Here is an 18,130-nt window from a genome sequence, read left to right on the forward strand (position 1 = left end):
CGCCCTGACCCCAGGCCTTCAGGCCTCCGCCGCGGAACGAGGCGAGCGCAGCGCGCGCAGCCGCTCCAGCCATGCCGTCTGCCCCTGCCACACGCCGCAGCGCAGGCGCGACATCAGCGAGCCGGTATTCACCGCCAGGTAGCGGCGGTGCGAGAAGACATGGTTGCCGAAGTCTTCCTTGATCTTGGTGGTGCCCGGCATCATGTCGATGTGATGCGTGTCGCCCCGGGCGATCTCGGCCTGGATCTTCAGCAGCATCAGCACCCGACCGGGCTCGTACTTGGCGTGCGCGCTGTCGAAGGCGGTCAGGTGGAAGAACAGCGTGCCGGCGAAGTGGAAGCACAGCGCGAAGGCCAGCACCCGCCCCTCGCCCGACTTCAGCAGGTAGTGGCGCGCCCAGCCCCGCTGGGAGGCCGTCTCCAGCATCGCGTGGTAGATGCCGCTCTCGGCCGGAATCTCGAACAGCGAATGGCGTTCGCGCCCCTTGCCCGCCAGTTCCCGCTGCCGCTGCACATGCAGCGCCTCGACCTGTTCCAGCTCGTCGGCCGACAGGCGCGAGACGCACGTCAGGTGCGCCCCCAGGTCCCGTTCGGCGGCACGAAGCCGGTTCATCACCTTGCCCAGCACCGACTTCTTCAGCGTCGCGCAGTAGGCATCGAACGTGGGAGCCAGCACCGCCCAGTGCGACACCATCGGCTCGATCTGCTCGGGCGCGATGTGGCTGGCGGCCTCGAACGCCACCTGGCAGGGCGAGGCCCCCCGGAAGTAGGCCAACTCGATGTAGTCGGCCGGCGCCGACGGCCCGCGCAGATGCGCCACGAAGGCCCGGGCGCATGGGCGGACATCGGTGGCCTCCGGAACGAGGAAGTCCCCTTCCAGCGCCAGCGAGCCCTGCACCTTGCCCCAGAACCAGACCCGGCGCACATGGCCTCGAACCCAGGGCCGCTGCTCGATCACCAGCGGGGCCATGCCAATCAGTCGCTCGCCGCGCCAGGCCAGCAGGAAATGCATGCGCCGGCCCGACTGCAGGAACAGCGGAGCCATCAGCCGCACCCACTCGGGCTGGTAGAACAGCCCCCGGCCATCGGGCACACGGTCGAGCAGGTCATGGATCGCGATCGCATGAGCCGACAGCTCATCGGGATGGGCGACCACCGTGATGCGGGGGAGCGCCGGCGAGGCCATCAGCTCACGCCCTGCATCCAACCCTGCAATTCGGGGGAGGAAGGACTCGGCCATCTCGTGGACAGGCAACATCAGGCGCGAGTCAGTCATGACACCCCCCCGCAAATGGGTGTAGAAATTGAATTCATTTTGTGCGAACAGCGATCTGATCCCGCCTGATCGCGGGATATAGGTGGAATTCACCGCCTTTCTATCCGTAAAAAGCAAAAAGCCCGAGCTTTGTAGCCCGGGCTTTACAACACACGAGGTCAGATGATGAACAGGTCACGGAACAATCCGGGACCCGAAGAATCGACGCCGTTTCACTCCCACTCGATCGTTGCCGGCGGCTTGCTCGAGACGTCGTAGGTGACGCGGTTGATGCCGCGGACCTCGTTGATGATGCGGCCCGACACCTTCTTCAGCAGGCTGTAGGGCAGCTCGGCCCAGTCGGCGGTCATGAAGTCGCTGGTCTGCACCGCGCGCAGCGCCACGACATAGTCGTAGGTGCGGCCGTCGCCCATCACGCCCACGCTCTTGACCGGCAGGAAGACGGTGAAGGCCTGGCTGGTCAGGTCGTACCAGCTCTTGCCGGTGGCCGGGTCGATCGTGGCGCGCAGCTCCTCGATGAAGATCGCGTCGGCGCGTTGCAGCAACTTGGCGAACTCGGGCTTGACCTCGCCCAGGATGCGCACGCCCAGGCCCGGCCCCGGGAACGGATGGCGGTAGACCATCTCGGGCGGCAGGCCCAGGGCCACGCCCAGCTCGCGCACCTCGTCCTTGAACAGCTCGCGCAGGGGCTCCAGCAGCTTCAGGCCCAGCTGCTCGGGCAGGCCGCCGACGTTGTGGTGGCTCTTGATCGTGGTGGCCTTCTTGGTCTTGGTGCCGCCCGACTCCACCACGTCCGGGTAGATCGTGCCCTGCGCCAGGAAGGTCGCGCCCTTGACGCCGTTGCCGGCCGCCTTGAGCTTCTCGGCCTCGGCCTTGAAGACGTCGACGAACAGGCCGCCGATGATCTTGCGCTTGCGCTCGGGATCGGTCACGCCGGCGAGCTGGCCCAGGAAGAGCTCGGAGGCATCGACGCGGATGACCTTGGCGTGCAGCTTGCCCTCGAACATCTCCATGACCATGTCGCCCTCGTTCAGGCGCAGCAGGCCGTGATCGACGAAGACGCAGGTGAGCTGGTCGCCGATGGCGCGGTGGATCAGCGCGGCCGCGACCGACGAATCGACGCCGCCCGACAGGCCCAGGATGACTTCCTCGTCACCGACCTGCTCGCGGATCTTCTGCACCGCCTCGGCGATGTAGTCGCCCATGATCCAGTCGCCGCGGCAGCCGGCGATCTCGCGGACAAAGCGCGTCAGCATCGCCTGGCCCTGCAGCGTGTGCGTGACCTCAGGGTGGAACTGGACGGCGTAGTAGCCCTTGTCCTCGTTGGCCATGCCGGCGATCGGGCAGCTCGGGGTCGAGGCCATCAGCTTGAAGCCGGGCGGCAGCTGCGTGACCTTGTCGCCGTGGCTCATCCAGACCTTGAGCATGCCGTGGCCCTCGGGCGTGGCGAAGTCCTGGATGTCCTTGAGCAGCGTGGTGTGGCCGTGCGCGCGCACCTCGGCATAGCCGAACTCGCGGGTGTCGGACCAGCTCACCTCGCCGCCGAGCTGCACCGCCATCGTCTGCATGCCGTAGCAGATGCCCAGCACCGGGACGCCGGCGTCCCAGACTGCCTGCGGCGCGCGCAGCTGGTGGTCCTCATAGGTCGAGGCGTGGCTGCCCGACAGGATGATGCCCTTGGGCGCGAAGCTCCGGATGAACTCGTCGGAGACGTCGTTCGGGTGGATCTCGCAGTAGACGTGGGCCTCGCGCACGCGGCGGGCGATCAGCTGCGTGACCTGCGAGCCGAAGTCGAGAATGAGGATCTTGTCGTGTTGCATGGGCGGTGCGATTCGGATGCGATTCGGTGCGATGCGGCGCCGGACGGGCTCAGACCGCGTGCGGCGCCGAAGAGGAGACAAAGGCCGGATGGCGGCGGAAATGGCGCACGGCCAGCACGAAGGCCGCCAGCGTCAGCGCCGAGCAGAGATAGAGCGGCGCGCCGATGCGCCAGTCGCCCCGGGGCAGGTCGGACACCAGGCCGAGCAGGCCGGCACCGATGACCGGCGCGAAGACCTGCATCGCGCTGTTGAGCGAGGCCACCGCGCCGAGCGAGCGGCCCTGCGCGCTGTCGTCGGCGGCGTTGGAGACCAGCGTCTGGATGGCCGCCTGCGTCATGAAGCCGAAGACGTTCATGCCGATGATGGCGTACACCATCCAGGCCTCGGTCGCCGCGCCCCACAGCGCATAGCAGACGGTCGACGACAGCAGGCCGATGACGGCGATGCGCTGCGGCGTCGAGCGCTTCAGCGCCACCCGGATCAGCCCGCCCTGCACCAGCACCGACATCACGCCGATGGCGAACAGCGACCAGCCGTTCTCCTTCGGCCCCCAGCCGAACTTGAAGGTGGTGTAGAGCACCCAGGTGGTGTGCAGGATGAACTGCGCCAGCCCCGCCAGCGCGATCACCGTCACCAGCGCGCCGATGCCGTGCAAGTCGCGCAGCTGGCGCAGCGAGGTCAGCGGGTTGGCGCGCTTCCAGTCGGCCGGGCGGCGCTTTTCGGGCGGCAGCGACTCCGGCAGCACGAAGACGCCGTAGATCGCGTTGAGCACCGCCAGCCCGCCGGCGACGAAGAAGGGCAGATGCAGGTCGATCGCGCCCAGCAGCCCGCCGAGGACCGGCCCGAGCACGAAGCCCATGCCGAACATCGCGCCCAGCATACCGAAGCGCTTGGCGCGCTCCTCGGGGGCGCTGATGTCGGCCACATAGGCCTGCGCGACCGCCGCATTGGCCTGCATCGCGCCGCTGACCAGGCGCACCGCCACCAGCATCCACAGCGCGGTGGCCAGGCCGGTGACGATGAAGCTCAGCGCCAGGCCGAAGAAGCCCAGCAGCAGCACCGGGCGGCGCCCGTGCTGGTCCGACAGCGCGCCCAGGATCGGCGAGCCCCAGAAGCTGGCGAAGCCGAACGCGAAGGTGATGACGCCATACCAGAAGGCATGGTCGCCCTGGTCGCCGGTGAAGGTGCCCACCAGCGGGGCCAGCACCGGGATGATCAGGCCGATCGACACCATGTCGATCAGCACCGTCAGCATGATGAAGGGCATGGCCGCGGCCCGAGGGGGGCGCGGCACCTTCGCGTCGGCAGCGCTCACGAGACGATCACTCCAGCCGGTAGTTCGGCGCTTCCTTGGTGATCTGCACGTCGTGGACGTGGCTCTCGCGGATGCCGGCGGAGGTGATCTCGACGAACTCCGCCCGGTCGTGCATCTCGGCGACCGAGGCGCAGCCGCAGTAGCCCAGCGAGGCGCGGATGCCGCCGGCCATCTGGTAGATGATCGCCAGCACCGAGCCCTTGTAGGGCACGCGACCTTCGATGCCTTCCGGCACCAGCTTGTCCTGGTTCGGGTTGGTGGTCTCGTCGTTTTCCTGGAAGTAGCGATCGGCCGAGCCGGCCTTCATCGCGCCGATCGAGCCCATGCCGCGGTAGCTCTTGTACGAGCGGCCCTGGTACAGGATGACCTCGCCCGGGGCTTCCTCGGTGCCGGCGAACATGCCGCCCATCATCACGGTCGACGCGCCCGCGGCCAGGGCCTTGGAGATGTCGCCCGAGTAGCGGATGCCGCCGTCGGCGATCAGCGGCACGCCGGTGCCCTTCAGCGCGGTGGCGACGTTGTCGATCGCGGTGATCTGCGGCACGCCCACGCCCGCGACGATGCGGGTGGTGCAGATCGAGCCCGGGCCGATGCCGACCTTGACCGCGTCGGCGCCGGCCTCGGCCAGCGCCAGCGCGGCCGCGCCCGTGGCGATGTTGCCGCCGATGACATCGACCTGCGGGAAGTTCTTCTTCACCCAGCGCACGCGCTCGATGACGCCGTGGCTGTGGCCGTGCGCGGTGTCGACCACCAGCGCGTCGACGCCGGCGGCCACCAGCAGCTCGATGCGCTCCTCGGTGCCGTCACCGACGCCGACGGCCGCGCCGACGCGCAGCTTGCCCTGCGCGTCGCGCGCGGCGTTCGGGAAGCTGGTCTGCTTGGTGATGTCCTTGACGGTGAACAGGCCGCGCAGCTCGGACTGCTCGTTGAGCACCAGCACGCGCTCGAGCTTGTGCGTGTGCATCAGCGCCTTGGCCTCGGCCAGCGAGGCGCCCTCGTTGACGGTGACCAGGCGCTCGCGCGGGGTCATGATGTCGCGCACCGGGGCATCAAGACGGGTCTCGAAGCGCAGGTCGCGGCCGGTGACGATGCCCACCACCCGGCCGTTCTCGACGACGGGGAAGCCGGAAATGCCGTGGGCACGCGACAGCTCGATGACGTCGCGCACGCGGGCGTTCGGCGCGATGGTGATCGGGTCCTTGAGCAGACCGGATTCATAGCGCTTGACGCGGGCGACCTCGGCCGCCTGCTGCTTCGGGCTGAGGTTCTTGTGGACGATGCCGATGCCGCCTTCCTGGGCGATCGCGATCGCCAGGCGGGCCTCGGTCACGGTGTCCATCGCTGCCGACACCAGCGGCAGGTTCAGCGTGATGTTGCGCGACAGCTGGGTCGCCAGGGAGGTGTCGCGGGGCAACACCTGGGAGTACGCGGGGACCAGCAACACATCGTCGAAGGTCAGGGCTTTGCCGAGAAGGCGCATGGGAAGGGGCTCCAGACGCAAAAGGAGATTATACGGACCCGTTACAGCCTCTTCCCAGTCCTCATGATCTGGACATGTTCGGCGCGGGCTGGCGCACTACACTTCGTGGCATGTCTTCGCCTTCGAATTTCCAGCTCCGGGCGCGGATGCCGGCCCTGCTGCTGTCGCTCCTGGGTGTGCTGGGCGGGCTGATGCTGAGCTCGCCCGCAGCCGCGCAGTGGAAGTGGCGCGATGCCCAGGGCCGCGTGCAGTACAGCGACCGCCCTCCCCCGACCACCGTGCCCGACCGCGACATCCTGGCGCGACCGGCCGCCGCCCGCACCACCGGCACAGGCACCGTCTCCAGCCCGTCGGTGGCCAGCGCATCCGGTCCGGTGTCGGGCAGCGCGGCCAGCGCCGTGCCGGCCCCGGCCGCCGCATCGGCGCCGACCGCCGGCGAGACCCGCCGCCGGGCCCAGGAAGACGCCACCCGCCGCGCCGACGAGGAGCGCCAGGCCCGCCAGCGCGCCGACAACTGCGCCCGCGCCCGCGACTACGCCCGCACCGTCGAATCCGGCCAGCGCCTGACGCGCACCAACGAGCGCGGCGAGCGCGAGTTCCTCGACGACGGCCAGCGCGCGGCCGAGCTGCGCCGCGCCCGCGAGGTCATCGCGAGCGACTGCCGCTGACGCGCCGGCGCCCGCCCTCGCCCTGCGCGCGGTAGCGCTGGCGGCGCGCCTCCTTCGGATCGACCTTCAGCGGCCGGCAGATGTCGAGCCGGTCGCCCGGCTGCATCGGCGTGTCGGGCGCGACCAGGCGGCCGCCGATGCCGAAGGCCAGGCCCTCGGCGCCGACCAGCTCGGCATGGCGCGCCACCAGACCGCTGGCCGCCAGCGCCTGCGCCGCGCTGGCGCCGGCCGCCAGCGTCACCCGCACCCGATCGATCTGGCGCGGCCCCGGGCTGAAGGCGACCTCGACCTGCATCGGCAGGCTCATCGGCGTGTCCTCAGCGCCGGCCATGCACCTGCTCCGCCCGCGTGACGAAGGCGTCGACGAAGGTGTTGGCGATGCGGTCGAACACCGGGCTGACCACCATTTCCAGCGGCCGGCTCGAGAAGGCATAGCTCAGCTCGAACTCGACCCGGCAGGCCTGCGGCCCGGACTCCGGGCGCGAGGCCGCCGGCGTGCCGATCGGGATGAAGCGCCAGGAGCCGTCGAGCCGCGAGAACGGGCCGTCGACCAGGCTCATCGTGACCGACTCGCCCGGCACATGGCTGTTGCGGGTGGTGAACGCATGGCGCACGCCGGCATAGGCCAGGTGCAGCCGCGCGGTCACCGCACCGGCTTCGTCACCGAGCACCTCCGCCTTCTGGCACCAGGGCAGGAACTTGGGATAGCTGGCCACATCGACGACGAGATCGAACATCTCGCGCGGCGAGTACCAGAGCAGGACGGACTTCTTGACGTGCTTCATACAATGCCCGGATTGTATTGAGTCCCAGAACGAACCCGTCCCAAGCCATGAGCATCGTCGAGAACCGGAAAGCGCGTTTCAACTACCACATCGAGGAACGCTTCGAGGCCGGCGTGGTGCTGTCAGGCTGGGAAATCAAGGCCATCCGCGCCGGCCAGGTGCAGCTCACCGACGGCTACATCGTGCTGAAGGACGGCGAGATGTTCATGATCGGCTGCCGCATCAACGCGCTGCGATCGGCCTCGACCCATGTGCGCCCGGAGGCCGACCGCACCAAGAAGCTGCTGATGAAGAAGGAGCAGATCCGCCGGCTGATCGGCAAGGTCGAGCAGAAGGGCTTCACGCTGGTGCCGCTGGACCTGCACTTCAAGGGCAGCTACGTGAAGGCCGAGATCGCGCTGGCCAAGGGCAAGGCCGAGCACGACAAGCGCGAAACCGAGAAGAAGCGCGACTGGGAGCGCGAGAAGGGCCAGCTGATGCGCACCAAGGTCTCCAGCCCGCGCAAGGACGACTGAGCCCGAGCCCGCTCAGGCCCCGGTCCGTGGCGCCAGCGGTTGCAGCGGCGCCAGACGCTGCAGCCTCACCTCCAGCGGCGGCGGCTCGCGCAGCGTCTGCGCGATGACGCAGTAGCGCTCGGTCAGCTTCAGCAGCGTGGCGAGCTGCTCGTCGGAGGCGTCCGAATCCACCTCGAAGCGCAGCCGCAGCGCGGTCAGGCCGACCGGCACGTCGCACGCCAGCCCCAGCGTGCCGCGGAAATCGCTCTCGCCCTCGACGATCACCCGCGCGGTGCGCAGCCTCACCCCGGTGGCGGTGGCCACCACATTGAGCGTGACGCCGGCGCAGGCGGCCAGGGCCTCGAGCAGCATGTCGCCGGAGCAGGCCTCGCCGCCCTCGCCACCGGCGGCCGGGTGCAGTCCGGCGTCGAAGGCCGCGAAGCGGGTCTCGATGCGGCACGAGGGCTTCTCGGGGTGCAGCAGCGCCTCGGCGCGAAAGGTCTGGCGCGCGGCGGCCGGCTCGTCACGGTAGCGCGCCTTGATCGGCGCCTGGCGCTGGCGCAGTTCCTCGGGGGTCATCGGCGAGTCTCCTGGGCGAAAGGCGAATGTCGTTGTGATCTGGAACACGCCGATGATGACCGCCCCCCCGCCCCCGCGCCATCGGGAACGCCCTTGTCGACGCCGGCCGCGGCGTTGCGCCACGTCAATGCGGGGACATGAATGAAGCCACGCGCCGAACCGCACCGAAACGCGCCGAACCGCCGTCATGCCCGCGCAGGCGGGCACCCACGCCGGACACCCGCCCCCTACTCCGCCCGCAGCGCCTCCACCGGATCAAGCCGAGCGGCCGCGCGCGCGGGCATCACGCCGGCGAGCAGCCCCACCGCCGCCGACAGGCCCAGCGCCAGCAGCACGAAGGGCAGCGGCGTGCTGACCGGCAGCGCCGGCAGCAGCAGATGCACGCCCTGCGCGATGCCGATGCCGATCGCCAGGCCCAGCAGGCCGCCCAGCGCCGACAGCACCACCGCCTCGCCGAGGAACAGCGCCATCACCGTGCGCCGGCGCGCACCCAGCGAGATCAGCAGGCCGATCTCCGCGGTGCGCTCGCTCACCGCGATGGTCATGATGGTCACGATGCCCACGCCCCCCACCAGCAGCGAGATGCCGCCCAGCGCGCCCACCGCCATCGTGACGATGTTCAGGATGTTGGAGAGCGTGCCCAGCATGTCGGCCTGGGTGACGATCGTGAAGTCCTCGCGGCCGTGGCGGGCACTCATCAGCGCGCGGGCCTGCGCGACCACCGCCGCGGGCGACAGGCGCTCGTCGTAGGTCAGGTGGATCTCCATCAGGCCGGGGCGGTTGAACAGCTCCAGCGCGCGCGCCGACGGGAGGTAGGCGACATCGTCCAGGTCGACGCCGAGGAACTGCCCGCGCGGCGCCAGCACGCCGATGACGCGGAACTGCTGGCTGCCGATGCGCAGGCGCTGGCCCAGCGGCGAGCTGCTGCCGAAGAGCTCGCGGCGCAGCGTCGAGCCCAGCACGACGAAGTCGCGCGCCTGTCCGGCCTCCTCCTCGGGCAGGAAGCGGCCCGTCGCCACCGTCAGGTGGAAGGCCGGCACCAGCGCGGCGCTGGTGCCATAGACCAGCGCACGGCGCAGCCGCCCGCCGGCCTGCATCTCGGCGTTGCCGGTCACGCCCGGCGTCACGCCGGTGAGCTGCGGCAGGTGGCGGCGCAGCGCCTGCGCATCCTCCAGCGTCAGCGGCCGCACCGAGGACGGAAAGCCCGGATTGGTGCCGCCGGTGGTGGTGCGCCCCGGCGAGAGCGTGACCACGTTCGTGCCGATCTGGCTGAACTCGGCCAGCAGGAAGCGGTGCAGGCCCTCGCCGATCGAGGTCAGCAGGATGACGGCGGCGATGCCCACCGCGATGCCCAGCAGCGTCAGCACGCTGCGCCCGCGCTGCGCGACGATCGCGCGCCAGGCCATCGAGACGGTGTCGGTCCAGCGCATCGGTGCGGCCCTGTCCTGTCCTTGTGTCCGTTCAGCGCCGCGACAGCGCCGCGACCGGCTCGAGCCGGGCCGCGCGCCGCGCCGGCATCACCCCGAACAGCAGCCCGGTGCCGATGGCGGTGCCCAGTGCCGCCGCCACCGCCCACAGCGGCGGCCAGGCCGGGAACTGCGGATAGAGCAGCCGGATCACCCAGGCGCCCGCCTGCCCGACCACATAGCCCAGCAGCGCGCCGGCCAGCGACAGCAGCGCCGCCTCGGTCAGGAAGACCGCGCGAATGGTCGCCGCAGGCGCGCCCAGCGCCTTGAGCAGGCCGATCTCGCCGGTGCGCTGCGCCACCGCCACCAGCATCACGTTCATCACCAGGATGCCGGCCACCGCCAGGCTGATCGCCGCGATCGCCGCCACCACCGCGGTCAGCGCCAGCAGCACCCGGTCGAAGGTGGCCAGCACCGCGTCCTGGGTGATGACGGTGACATCCTCCTCGCCGTCGTGGCGGGCCTTGAGCAGCGCGGTGGCCTGGCGCTTGGCCGCCGGGATGGCATCGCGGCTGCGCGCCTCGATCAGCACCCGGAACAGCGTGTTCGAGTCGAACATCGCCTGTGCCAGCGCCACCGGCACGATCGCGAGCTCGTCGGCATTCATGCCCAGGCCCTGGCCGGCCGGGGCCATCACGCCGATGACCCGCAGCCGCCGCCCGCCGATGCGCACCGTCCGGCCCAGCGCCGAGCCCTGGCCGAAGAGCTCGCGCGCCAGCGCCGCGCCCAGCACCGTGACCGCGCTGCCGCGCCCCCAGTCCTCGTCGGGCAGGAACTGCCCCTGCGCCAGCGCCAGCCGGCGCACCGCGAGGTAGCTGCGGCTGGTGCCCAGCACCATCGCCTCGCGCAGCCGCCCGGCCACCGCCACTTCCGACAGCCCCACCGCCAGCGGCGCGACCTGCGCGACCGCTGCCAGTCGGGTGATCGCCTGCGCGTCGTCGATCGTCAGGTCGCGCGGCGTGGTGCTGACCGCATTGGCCGGGCTGAAGCCGCCGGTCTGCGAGCGCCCGGGCAGCACGATGACCAGATTGGTGCCGATCGACGAGAACTGGTCGACCACATAGCGCCGCGCGCCGTCGCCCAGCGCGGTCAGCACCACCACCGCCGCCACGCCGATGGCCATCGCCAGCGTCATCAGCAGCGTGCGCAGCGGGCTGCCGGTGGCGGCGCGCCGCGCGAAGTCCAGGATGTCCCACCCGCGCATCGGTCCGGGCCCGCTCAGGGCGCCGCGCGCTCGTCGCGCCGCAGCTGGCCGTCTTCCATCATCAGGCGCCGGCGCGCCCGGGCGCCCAGGCTGGCGTCATGGGTGACGACGATCAGCGTGACGCCGCGCGCGTTGAGCGCCTCGAGCAGGCGCACCACCTCGTCGCCGGTGGCGCGGTCGAGGTTGCCGGTGGGCTCGTCGGCCAGCAGCAGCGGCGGCTGCATGATCGTCGCGCGTGCGATGGCCACGCGCTGACGCTGCCCGCCCGAGAGCTCGCTGGGGCGGTGGTCGGCGCGCTGGGCCAGGCCGTAATCCTTCAGCGCCTGCGCGACGCGCGCCTGGCGCTCCTTCGGCGCGATGCCGGCCAGCACCATCGGCAGCGCGATGTTCTCGGCCGCGCTCAGCCGCGGCACCAGATGGAAGCTCTGGAAGACGAAGCCGATGCGCCGGCTGCGCACCGCCGCCTGCTCGTCCGGGCTCAGCGTGGTGACGTCGCGCCCCTCGAGCAGCAGCCGCCCGCGGCTGGGCTGATCGAGCAGGCCCAGGATGTTGAGCAGCGTCGACTTGCCCGAGCCGCTCGGGCCCATGACCGCGACGTATTCGCCGGCCTCGATGCCCAGGTCCAGCCCCTGCAGCGCATGCACCTCGCTGTCGCCCAGGCGGAAGGTGCGCTCGACCTGCGCCAGCTCGATCAGTGCCGGCGCGCTCATGGCGTCGCGCCCGAGGCGGCCGGCTCGACCCGCGCCAGCACGCCCGGCTTGACGCCCTCGCGCTCGAGCGAGCTGACCACCTGCTCGCCGGCCTTCAGCCCGTCGAGCACCTCGACCTGCTCCCAGTTCGACAGCCCGGTGCGCACCCGCCGCTCGGCCAGCACACCGTCGGCGCCGATCACCAGCACCCGGCCGCCCTCGCCGATCGCCGCCGCCGGCACCCGCAGCACGTCGCGGTGCACGTCGAGCACCACCTCGACATCGGCGCTGTAGCCCACCCGCAGCGGCCCGGCCGCCTTCAGGTCGTCGAAGTCGACATCGATGTCGACGGTGCGCGCCTGCTTCTCCAGCGCCGAGACGATCGGCGCGACCCGGCGCACCCGGCCGGCGAAGGTCCGGCCCGGCAGCGCGTCGATGGTGATGCGCACCGGCTGGCCCGGCTGCAGGCGCGGCGCGTCGACCTCGTCCATCGGGGCCTTCACATAGAGGCAGCTGTCGTCGAGCAGGTCGATCGCCGGCGGCGTGGGCACGCCCGGCGGCGACGGCGTCGAGTATTCGCCCACCTCGCCGACGATCTTCGCCACCGTGCCGTCGAAGGGCGCCAGCAGCACCATGCGGCCCTGCTCGACCTGCGTGGCCGCCAGCCGCGCCTCGGCGGCGCGGGCGTCGGCCTGCGCGGTCTGGCAGGCGGCGCGGCGGGTACGGGCCTCGCTGAGCGCGCGGTCTTCGGCGGATTCGGAAATGAAGCCCTGCTCGCGCAGGCCGCGCTGGCGATCGGCCTCGCGCTCGGCCGTCTCGGCGGCCGAGCAGGCCTCGACGATGCGTCGGCGGCTGGTGTCGAGCTGCGCGGCGGCCAGCGCCGCCTGCGCGCGCTGGTCGTCGTTCCACAGCTTCATCAGCAGCTGGCCCTGGCGCACCCGGTCGCCCTCGCGCACCTCGAGCCGCTCGATGCGCCCGCCCAGGATGGTCGAGAGCCGCGTGCGCTGGCAGGCCTCGACCGTGCCGGCGCGGGTGTTGGCGATCGTGGCCTCGACGGTGCCGCGCGTCACCTCGACCGCGCTGACCGCCACCGGCTGCGGCCGGCGCAGCCAGGTCACCGTGCCAGCGCCCAGGCCCACGACCAGCAGCGCGACCAGGCCGCGGCGCAGCCAGACGGAGGAAGCGTTCGGGGCAGCGGCGCTCATCGGGATCCTTGTCGGTGCGGCACACGATGGCGTGCGCCATGGCACGCATTCTGCCGACCGGCACCGGTCACGCGCATGACCGGCGTCAATCTGACCGACGGGTCAGCAATGTCAGCAGGATCAGCAGTCGCAGGATTCGCGGAAGACCGCCGCGGCGTCGGCGGCCAGGCCCAGCGTCAGCGCGCCGGCCTCGATGCGCAGCGCGGTGCCGTGGATCAGCTGCAGCTCCAGCACCAGCGGCGCCGCCGCCGCCCCGTCCAGATGACCGGGCAACGGCAGCGCGTCGATCACCCAGCCAGCCTGCAGCACCCGCGCGGCGCGGATGCCGCCGAAGAGTTCTTCCAGCGCGGCTCCGTCGCAGCGGGCCTGCGCCAGCCGCAGCTCGACCGGGCGCAGATAGCCCGCCACGCCGTCGGCGGTGCGCCGCACCGCCGCGGCCGACAGCCGCAGCACCAGCGTGCCGGACGCAGGTCCGGCCGCGCCCTCTATGCGGGCCGCGGCGATCTCGCTGCCGGCCAGGCTCAGGCGCCAGGGCGCGCTCCAGGGGAGAGAATCGAAAGCCATCATGGCCGCCAGCATAGCCGAGGCCGGGTTATCACCAATTATTAGCAAATCATCACCCGGCATGATCCCGGTGGCGGGGCGAGCGGCCGCCTCGCTACCATCGCGGCCTGCCCGTCGATCCTTCCACCGAACTGCCGTGACCTCCCGCAAGCCTGCCCCGATGCCCGTGCGCCGCCCCACCATGACCGATGTGGCCAAGGCCGCCGGCGTGTCCCAGTCCACCGTGTCGATGGTGCTCAACAACATGAGCGGCGCGCGGCTGTCGGCCGAGACGCGCAGCCGCGTGCTTGGCGTGGCGATGGAGCTGGGCTACCGGCTGCCGCGGCGCGAGCAGCCTACGCCGCAGGTCGCCGCGGCCAGCCCGGCGCCCGGGCTGAGGCGCAACCTGATCGGCTACCTGGTCGACGAGATCTCGACCAGCCCGCATCCGGTGGTCAGCGTCGATGGCGCGCGCGACGCGGCCTGGGAGCACGACTGCCTGGTCAGCATCATCGTCACCCGCAGCAATGCCGACCAGGAGGCGGCGGCGATCGCGGCGCTGCGCGCCAATCCGATGCTGCTGGGCATCGTCTACTCGACCATCTTCACCCGCGAGGTGACGCTGCCGGCGGCGCTGACCGACGACGCCGAGCTGCCGGTGGTGCTGCTGAACTGCCACGACGAGCGCCACCGCCTGCCCACCATCGTGCCCGGCGAGGTCGGCGGCGGCCACGCGGCCACCGAGCACCTGATCGCGATGGGCCACACCCGCATCGGCTTCATCAACGGCGAGCCCTGGATGGAGGCGGCCAAGGACCGGCTCAAGGGCTACCGCCGCGCGCTGGCCACCGCCGACCTGCCCTTCGACCCGGCGCTGGTGCGCGACGGCGACTGGATGTCGGGCACCGGCTTCGAGGCGACGCTGTCGCTGATGCGCGAGGCGCGCCCGCCCACCGCCCTCTTCTGCGCCAACGACCTGATGGCGCTGGGCGCGATGGAGGCGCTGGCCCAGCTCGGCCTGAAGGTGCCCGAGGACGTCTCGCTGATGGGCTACGACGACCAGGAGATCTCGCGCCACACCCATCCGCCGCTGACGACGATGGTGCTGCCCAACTACGAGATGGGCCGCGCCGCGGTCGAGGCGCTGCTGGCCGCGGCCGACCTGCCCGCGACGCAGCGCGCCGCGCGCCGCCACCTGATCAAGATCGACTGCCCGCTGGTGGCGCGACAGACGGTGCGTCCCCGCTGAGGCGCTGAGGCGCAGCGGACGCCCGGGTTTTCACCGATTATTGCTAATAATATTGGCAGCAAAATGCCGCCTCATGGCGAGCATCGAACTTTCATCCGTCTTCAAGGCCTACGGCGACCACGCCCCCGTCATCCGGGACGTGAACCTGCACATCGCGCAGGGCGAGTTCTGCGTCTTCGTCGGGCCTTCGGGCTGCGGCAAGTCGACGCTGCTGCGCATGATCGCGGGGCTGGAGGACATCAGCGGCGGCGAGCTGCGAATCGGCGGCCAGCGCATGAACGAGGTGGCGCCGGCGCAGCGCGGCGTGGCGATGGTGTTCCAGTCCTACGCGCTGTTCCCGCACATGAGCGTGTACGAGAACATGGCCTTCGGCCTGGGGCTGGCCAAGGTGGACAAGGCGGTGATCCGCGAGAAGGTGACGGCCGCGGCCCGCGTGCTGCAGCTCGAGCACCTGCTCGAGCGCAAGCCCAAGGCGCTCTCGGGCGGCCAGCGCCAGCGCGTGGCCATCGGCCGCGCGATCGTGCGCGAGCCCGGCGTCTTCCTGTTCGACGAGCCGCTCTCCAACCTGGACGCGGCGCTGCGGGTGCAGACCCGCTTCGAGATCGCCAAGCTGCACCGCGACTTCGGCCGCGCCAGCACCGTCTACGTCACCCATGACCAGGTCGAGGCGATGACGCTGGCCGACCGCATCCTGCTGCTCAACAGCGGCGAGGCGGTGGCGCGCGAAGGCTCGGTGGCACAGTGCGGCAGCCCGCTGGAGCTCTACCACCGCCCGCGCAATCTCTTCGTCGCCGGCTTCATCGGCTCGCCGAAGATGAACTTCCTGCGCGGCCGGCTGGTCGAGGCCGGACCGGCGCAGGCCACCGTGCGGCTGGACGGCGGCGCCGGCGAGCTGCTCCGCGCCGCGGTCGACGCGCGCCGGCTGCAGGCGGGCGCACCGGTCACCCTGGGCATTCGTCCGGAACATGCACGGCTCGGCGGCGACGAGCAGCCTATCGTGCGGCCGATGCAGTGGCAGGAACGCCTGGGCGAGGCGACCTACTTCTACCTCGAGGCCGGCGGCGGCGCCGAGACCTTCGTCGCGCGGGCGCCGGGCCAGGCGCACGCGGGCGCCGGCACCCGGCTGGCGGTCAGCCTGCCGGCCGAGGCGATCCACCTCTTCGACGCGCAGGGTCTGGCGCTGCCGCGCACGGTCGAGGCCGCCGACATCCGTCTGCCGGAGGCCGCCTGACATGAAGCTCGGCGTCTGCTACTACCCCGAACACTGGCCGCGCACGCTGTGGGCCGAGGACGCGCGGCGCATGCACGCGATGGGCATCCGCGTGGTGCGCATCGCCGAATTCGCCTGGAGCCGCATCGAGCCCGAGCCGGGCGTGTTCGACTGGGCTTGGCTGGACGAGGCGGTCGAGACGCTGCACGCCGCCGGCCTGGGCGTGGTGATGTGCACGCCCACCGCGACGCCGCCGAAGTGGCTGCACGACCGCATGCCCGACATGGTCGCCGTCGACCTGCAGGGCCGCCCGCGCGGCTTCGGCTCGCGGCGCCACTACTGCTTCTCGCACGCCGGCTACCGTGCCGAGTCGCGCCGCATCAGCCGCGCGGTGGCCGAGCGCTACGGCCGCCACCCCGCGGTCGTGGCCTGGCAGACCGACAACGAGTACGGCTGCCATGACACGGTGCTGAGCCTGTCCGAGGCGGCCCGGCAGGGCTTCCGGCGCTGGCTGGCCGAGCGCCACACGACGATCGACGCGCTCAACGCGGCCTGGGGCACCGTCTTCTGGAGCCAGGTCTACCGCAGCTTCGACGAGATCGATCTGCCGGCGCTGACCGTCACCGAGGCGCATCCGGCGCACCGGCTCGACTGGCGCCGCTTCGCCTCGAGCGAGGTGCGCGCCTTCAACCGCGAGCAGGTCGAGATCCTGCGCGAGCACTCGCCCGGTCGGCCGGTGTCGCACAACTTCATGGGCTTCTTCACCGAGTTCGACCACCACGAGGTGGCCGCCGACCTCGACATCGCCACCTGGGACAGCTATCCGCTCGGGTTCACGCAGATGTTCTTCCTCACGCCGGAGGAGAAGACGCGCTGGGCCCGCACCGGCCACCCCGACATTCCCGGCTTCCACCACGACCTCTACCGCGGCCTGTGCCGCGACGCGCAGGGCCAGGGCCGCTGGTGGGTGATGGAACAGCAGCCCGGCCCGGTCAACTGGGCGCACTGGAACCCGGTGCCCGAGGACGGCATGGTGCGGCTGTGGAGCTGGCAGGCCTTCGCGCACGGCGCCGAGGTGGTGAGCTACTTCCGCTGGCGCCAGGCGCCGTTCGCGCAGGAGCAGATGCACACCGGCCTGCTGCGCCCGGACTCGAGCGAGGACCAGGGCGCGGCCGAGGCCGCGCAGGTGGGCGCCGAGCTGGCCGCGCTCGGCCTGGACGACCGCGGCCCAGTGCGGCTGGCGGTGCAGGCGCCGGTGGCGATGGTGGTCGACTACGCCGCGCTGTGGATGCTGCAGATCCAGCCGCAGGGCGCCGACTTCAACCCGCTGGAGCTGCTGTTCCGCGCCTACGAGGGCCTGCGCGGCCTGGGACTGGACGTGGACCTGGTGCCGGCCGACGCGGACCTGTCGGGCTACCGGCTGATCGTGCTGGCGGCGCAGCCGCAGATCAGCCCGGCGCTGCAGGCGGCGCTGGAGGCGGCCGCAACGCGCGGCGCGCAAATCGTGCTGGGCCCGCGCGCGGGCTCGAAGTCAGAGCATCTGTCCTTCCCTGCAGGCGATTCGCCCACCGGCCACGGCCTGCCGCCGGGGCCGCTGAGCGCGCTGGCTGGCGTGCAGGTGCAGCGCTCGGCCTCGCTGCCGCCGGGCTGCGCCGAGCCGGTCGTCATCGGCGGACAGACCGTGCAGGTCCGCCGCTGGCGCGAGGATCTGGCCCCGGCCGAGGGCACCGAGGTGCTGGCGCGCTTCGCCGACGGCCGCGCGGCGCTGACCCGCCGCGGACCGGTGCGCTACCTGGCCGGCTGGCTCGACGCCGACGGCTGGCAGGCGCTGCTGGCCGAGGCGGCCGGCGAGGCCGGCCTGGCGGCCGCGCCGCTGCCCGAGGGCCTGCGCCTGAGCCGCGCCGGCCACCTGCTGCTGGCCTTCAACTTCTCCGACCGGTGCCTCGACGCGCCGGCGCTCCCGACCGCGGCGCCCCTGCTGGGGCAGCGGCCCCTGCCCCCCCGGGGGCTGGCGATCTGGCGCACCTGAGATGACCGGAGGCGGCTTGTCCCGCCGCACGGCCCGCGCCCTTTTCTCTCACTTTTCTCTCACCTCACCGACCGACAACGACGTCCGACACCCGTTCGACACGACGACACGACAGGAGA

Annotated in this window: 17 protein-coding genes; 5 read left to right on the plus strand and 12 right to left on the minus strand. The window is 71.5% G+C overall.

What is annotated here, in order from left to right; genetic code table 11:
- Window positions 1-18: 18 nt before the first annotated feature.
- From BW996_RS10715 to guaB, 4 genes are all read right to left on the minus strand, one after another.
- Window positions 19-1,257, minus strand: coding sequence for a GNAT family N-acetyltransferase (locus BW996_RS10715; protein WP_162177988.1), 1,239 nt, complete (start codon window positions 1,255-1,257; stop codon window positions 19-21).
- A gap of 230 nt (window positions 1,258-1,487) precedes the next feature.
- Window positions 1,488-3,095, minus strand: coding sequence for a glutamine-hydrolyzing GMP synthase (gene guaA, locus BW996_RS10720; RefSeq protein ID WP_037483351.1), 1,608 nt, complete (start codon window positions 3,093-3,095; stop codon window positions 1,488-1,490).
- Between the two features lie 49 nt (window positions 3,096-3,144).
- The gene (locus BW996_RS10725) at window positions 3,145-4,410 is read right to left on the minus strand and encodes an MFS transporter (protein WP_241462011.1); all 1,266 of its coding nucleotides are present in this window, start codon (window positions 4,408-4,410) and stop codon (window positions 3,145-3,147) included.
- 7 nt (window positions 4,411-4,417) lie between these two features.
- The gene (gene guaB, locus BW996_RS10730) at window positions 4,418-5,890 is read right to left on the minus strand and encodes an IMP dehydrogenase (protein WP_037483346.1); all 1,473 of its coding nucleotides are present in this window, start codon (window positions 5,888-5,890) and stop codon (window positions 4,418-4,420) included.
- A gap of 110 nt (window positions 5,891-6,000) precedes the next feature.
- On the opposite strand from guaB, the gene BW996_RS10735 reads away from it, so the two are divergent.
- Entirely contained in the window at window positions 6,001-6,558 is a 558-nt protein-coding gene (locus BW996_RS10735) for a DUF4124 domain-containing protein (RefSeq protein ID WP_162177987.1), read from the plus strand.
- Here BW996_RS10735 and BW996_RS10740 read toward each other — a convergent pair.
- Both BW996_RS10740 and BW996_RS10745 read right to left on the minus strand, forming a co-directional pair.
- The gene (locus BW996_RS10740) at window positions 6,536-6,865 is read right to left on the minus strand and encodes an RnfH family protein (RefSeq protein WP_241462010.1); all 330 of its coding nucleotides are present in this window, start codon (window positions 6,863-6,865) and stop codon (window positions 6,536-6,538) included. The genes BW996_RS10735 and BW996_RS10740 overlap by 23 nt on opposite strands.
- A 10-nt stretch (window positions 6,866-6,875) precedes the next feature.
- A complete protein-coding gene (locus BW996_RS10745; RefSeq protein ID WP_037483339.1) occupies window positions 6,876-7,343 on the minus strand; it encodes a type II toxin-antitoxin system RatA family toxin in 468 nt (155 codons plus the stop codon).
- 47 nt (window positions 7,344-7,390) lie between these two features.
- On the opposite strand from BW996_RS10745, the gene smpB reads away from it, so the two are divergent.
- Window positions 7,391-7,858 (plus strand): SsrA-binding protein SmpB, encoded by a 468-nt coding sequence (gene smpB / locus BW996_RS10750; RefSeq protein ID WP_037483338.1) that lies wholly within the window; start codon window positions 7,391-7,393, stop codon window positions 7,856-7,858.
- 12 nt (window positions 7,859-7,870) lie between these two features.
- On the opposite strand, the gene BW996_RS10755 is transcribed toward smpB, so the two are convergent.
- From BW996_RS10755 to BW996_RS10780, 6 genes are all read right to left on the minus strand, one after another.
- Complete coding sequence (locus BW996_RS10755) at window positions 7,871-8,416, minus strand: OsmC family protein (RefSeq protein WP_051632063.1); 546 nt, start codon at window positions 8,414-8,416, stop codon at window positions 7,871-7,873.
- Window positions 8,417-8,643: 227 nt separating this feature from the next.
- Window positions 8,644-9,846: an ABC transporter permease gene (locus BW996_RS10760; RefSeq protein WP_037483336.1), complete on the minus strand. Its 1,203-nt coding sequence runs from the start codon at window positions 9,844-9,846 to the stop codon at window positions 8,644-8,646.
- Window positions 9,847-9,877: 31 nt separating this feature from the next.
- Window positions 9,878-11,086: an ABC transporter permease gene (locus tag BW996_RS10765; protein ID WP_037483333.1), complete on the minus strand. Its 1,209-nt coding sequence runs from the start codon at window positions 11,084-11,086 to the stop codon at window positions 9,878-9,880.
- A 14-nt stretch (window positions 11,087-11,100) separates the two neighbouring features.
- On the minus strand, window positions 11,101-11,796 hold the full coding sequence (locus tag BW996_RS10770; protein WP_037483331.1) for an ABC transporter ATP-binding protein: 696 nt from the start codon (window positions 11,794-11,796) through the stop codon (window positions 11,101-11,103).
- Complete coding sequence (locus BW996_RS10775) at window positions 11,793-12,980, minus strand: efflux RND transporter periplasmic adaptor subunit (protein ID WP_051632062.1); 1,188 nt, start codon at window positions 12,978-12,980, stop codon at window positions 11,793-11,795. The genes BW996_RS10770 and BW996_RS10775 overlap by 4 nt, the downstream gene beginning before the upstream one ends.
- 120 nt (window positions 12,981-13,100) lie before the next feature.
- Window positions 13,101-13,547 (minus strand): hypothetical protein, encoded by a 447-nt coding sequence (locus BW996_RS10780; protein ID WP_139330838.1) that lies wholly within the window; start codon window positions 13,545-13,547, stop codon window positions 13,101-13,103.
- Between the two features lie 157 nt (window positions 13,548-13,704).
- Here BW996_RS10780 and BW996_RS10785 point away from each other — a divergent pair, with 157 nt between their 5' ends.
- From BW996_RS10785 to BW996_RS10795, 3 genes are all read left to right on the plus strand, one after another.
- On the plus strand, window positions 13,705-14,772 hold the full coding sequence (locus BW996_RS10785; protein ID WP_051632061.1) for a LacI family DNA-binding transcriptional regulator: 1,068 nt from the start codon (window positions 13,705-13,707) through the stop codon (window positions 14,770-14,772).
- A 73-nt stretch (window positions 14,773-14,845) separates the two neighbouring features.
- Window positions 14,846-16,003 carry an ABC transporter ATP-binding protein gene (locus BW996_RS10790; protein WP_037483326.1) on the plus strand — a complete coding sequence of 386 codons (1,158 nt, stop codon included), beginning with the start codon at window positions 14,846-14,848 and terminating at the stop codon, window positions 16,001-16,003.
- A gap of 1 nt (window position 16,004) precedes the next feature.
- The gene (locus tag BW996_RS10795; RefSeq protein WP_037483324.1) at window positions 16,005-18,011 is read left to right on the plus strand and encodes a beta-galactosidase; all 2,007 of its coding nucleotides are present in this window, start codon (window positions 16,005-16,007) and stop codon (window positions 18,009-18,011) included.
- The last annotated feature ends 119 nt before the right edge of the window (window positions 18,012-18,130 follow it).

This window comes from Sphaerotilus natans, assembly GCF_900156335.1.
Classification (GTDB): Bacteria; Pseudomonadota; Gammaproteobacteria; order Burkholderiales; family Burkholderiaceae_C; genus Sphaerotilus; species Sphaerotilus natans.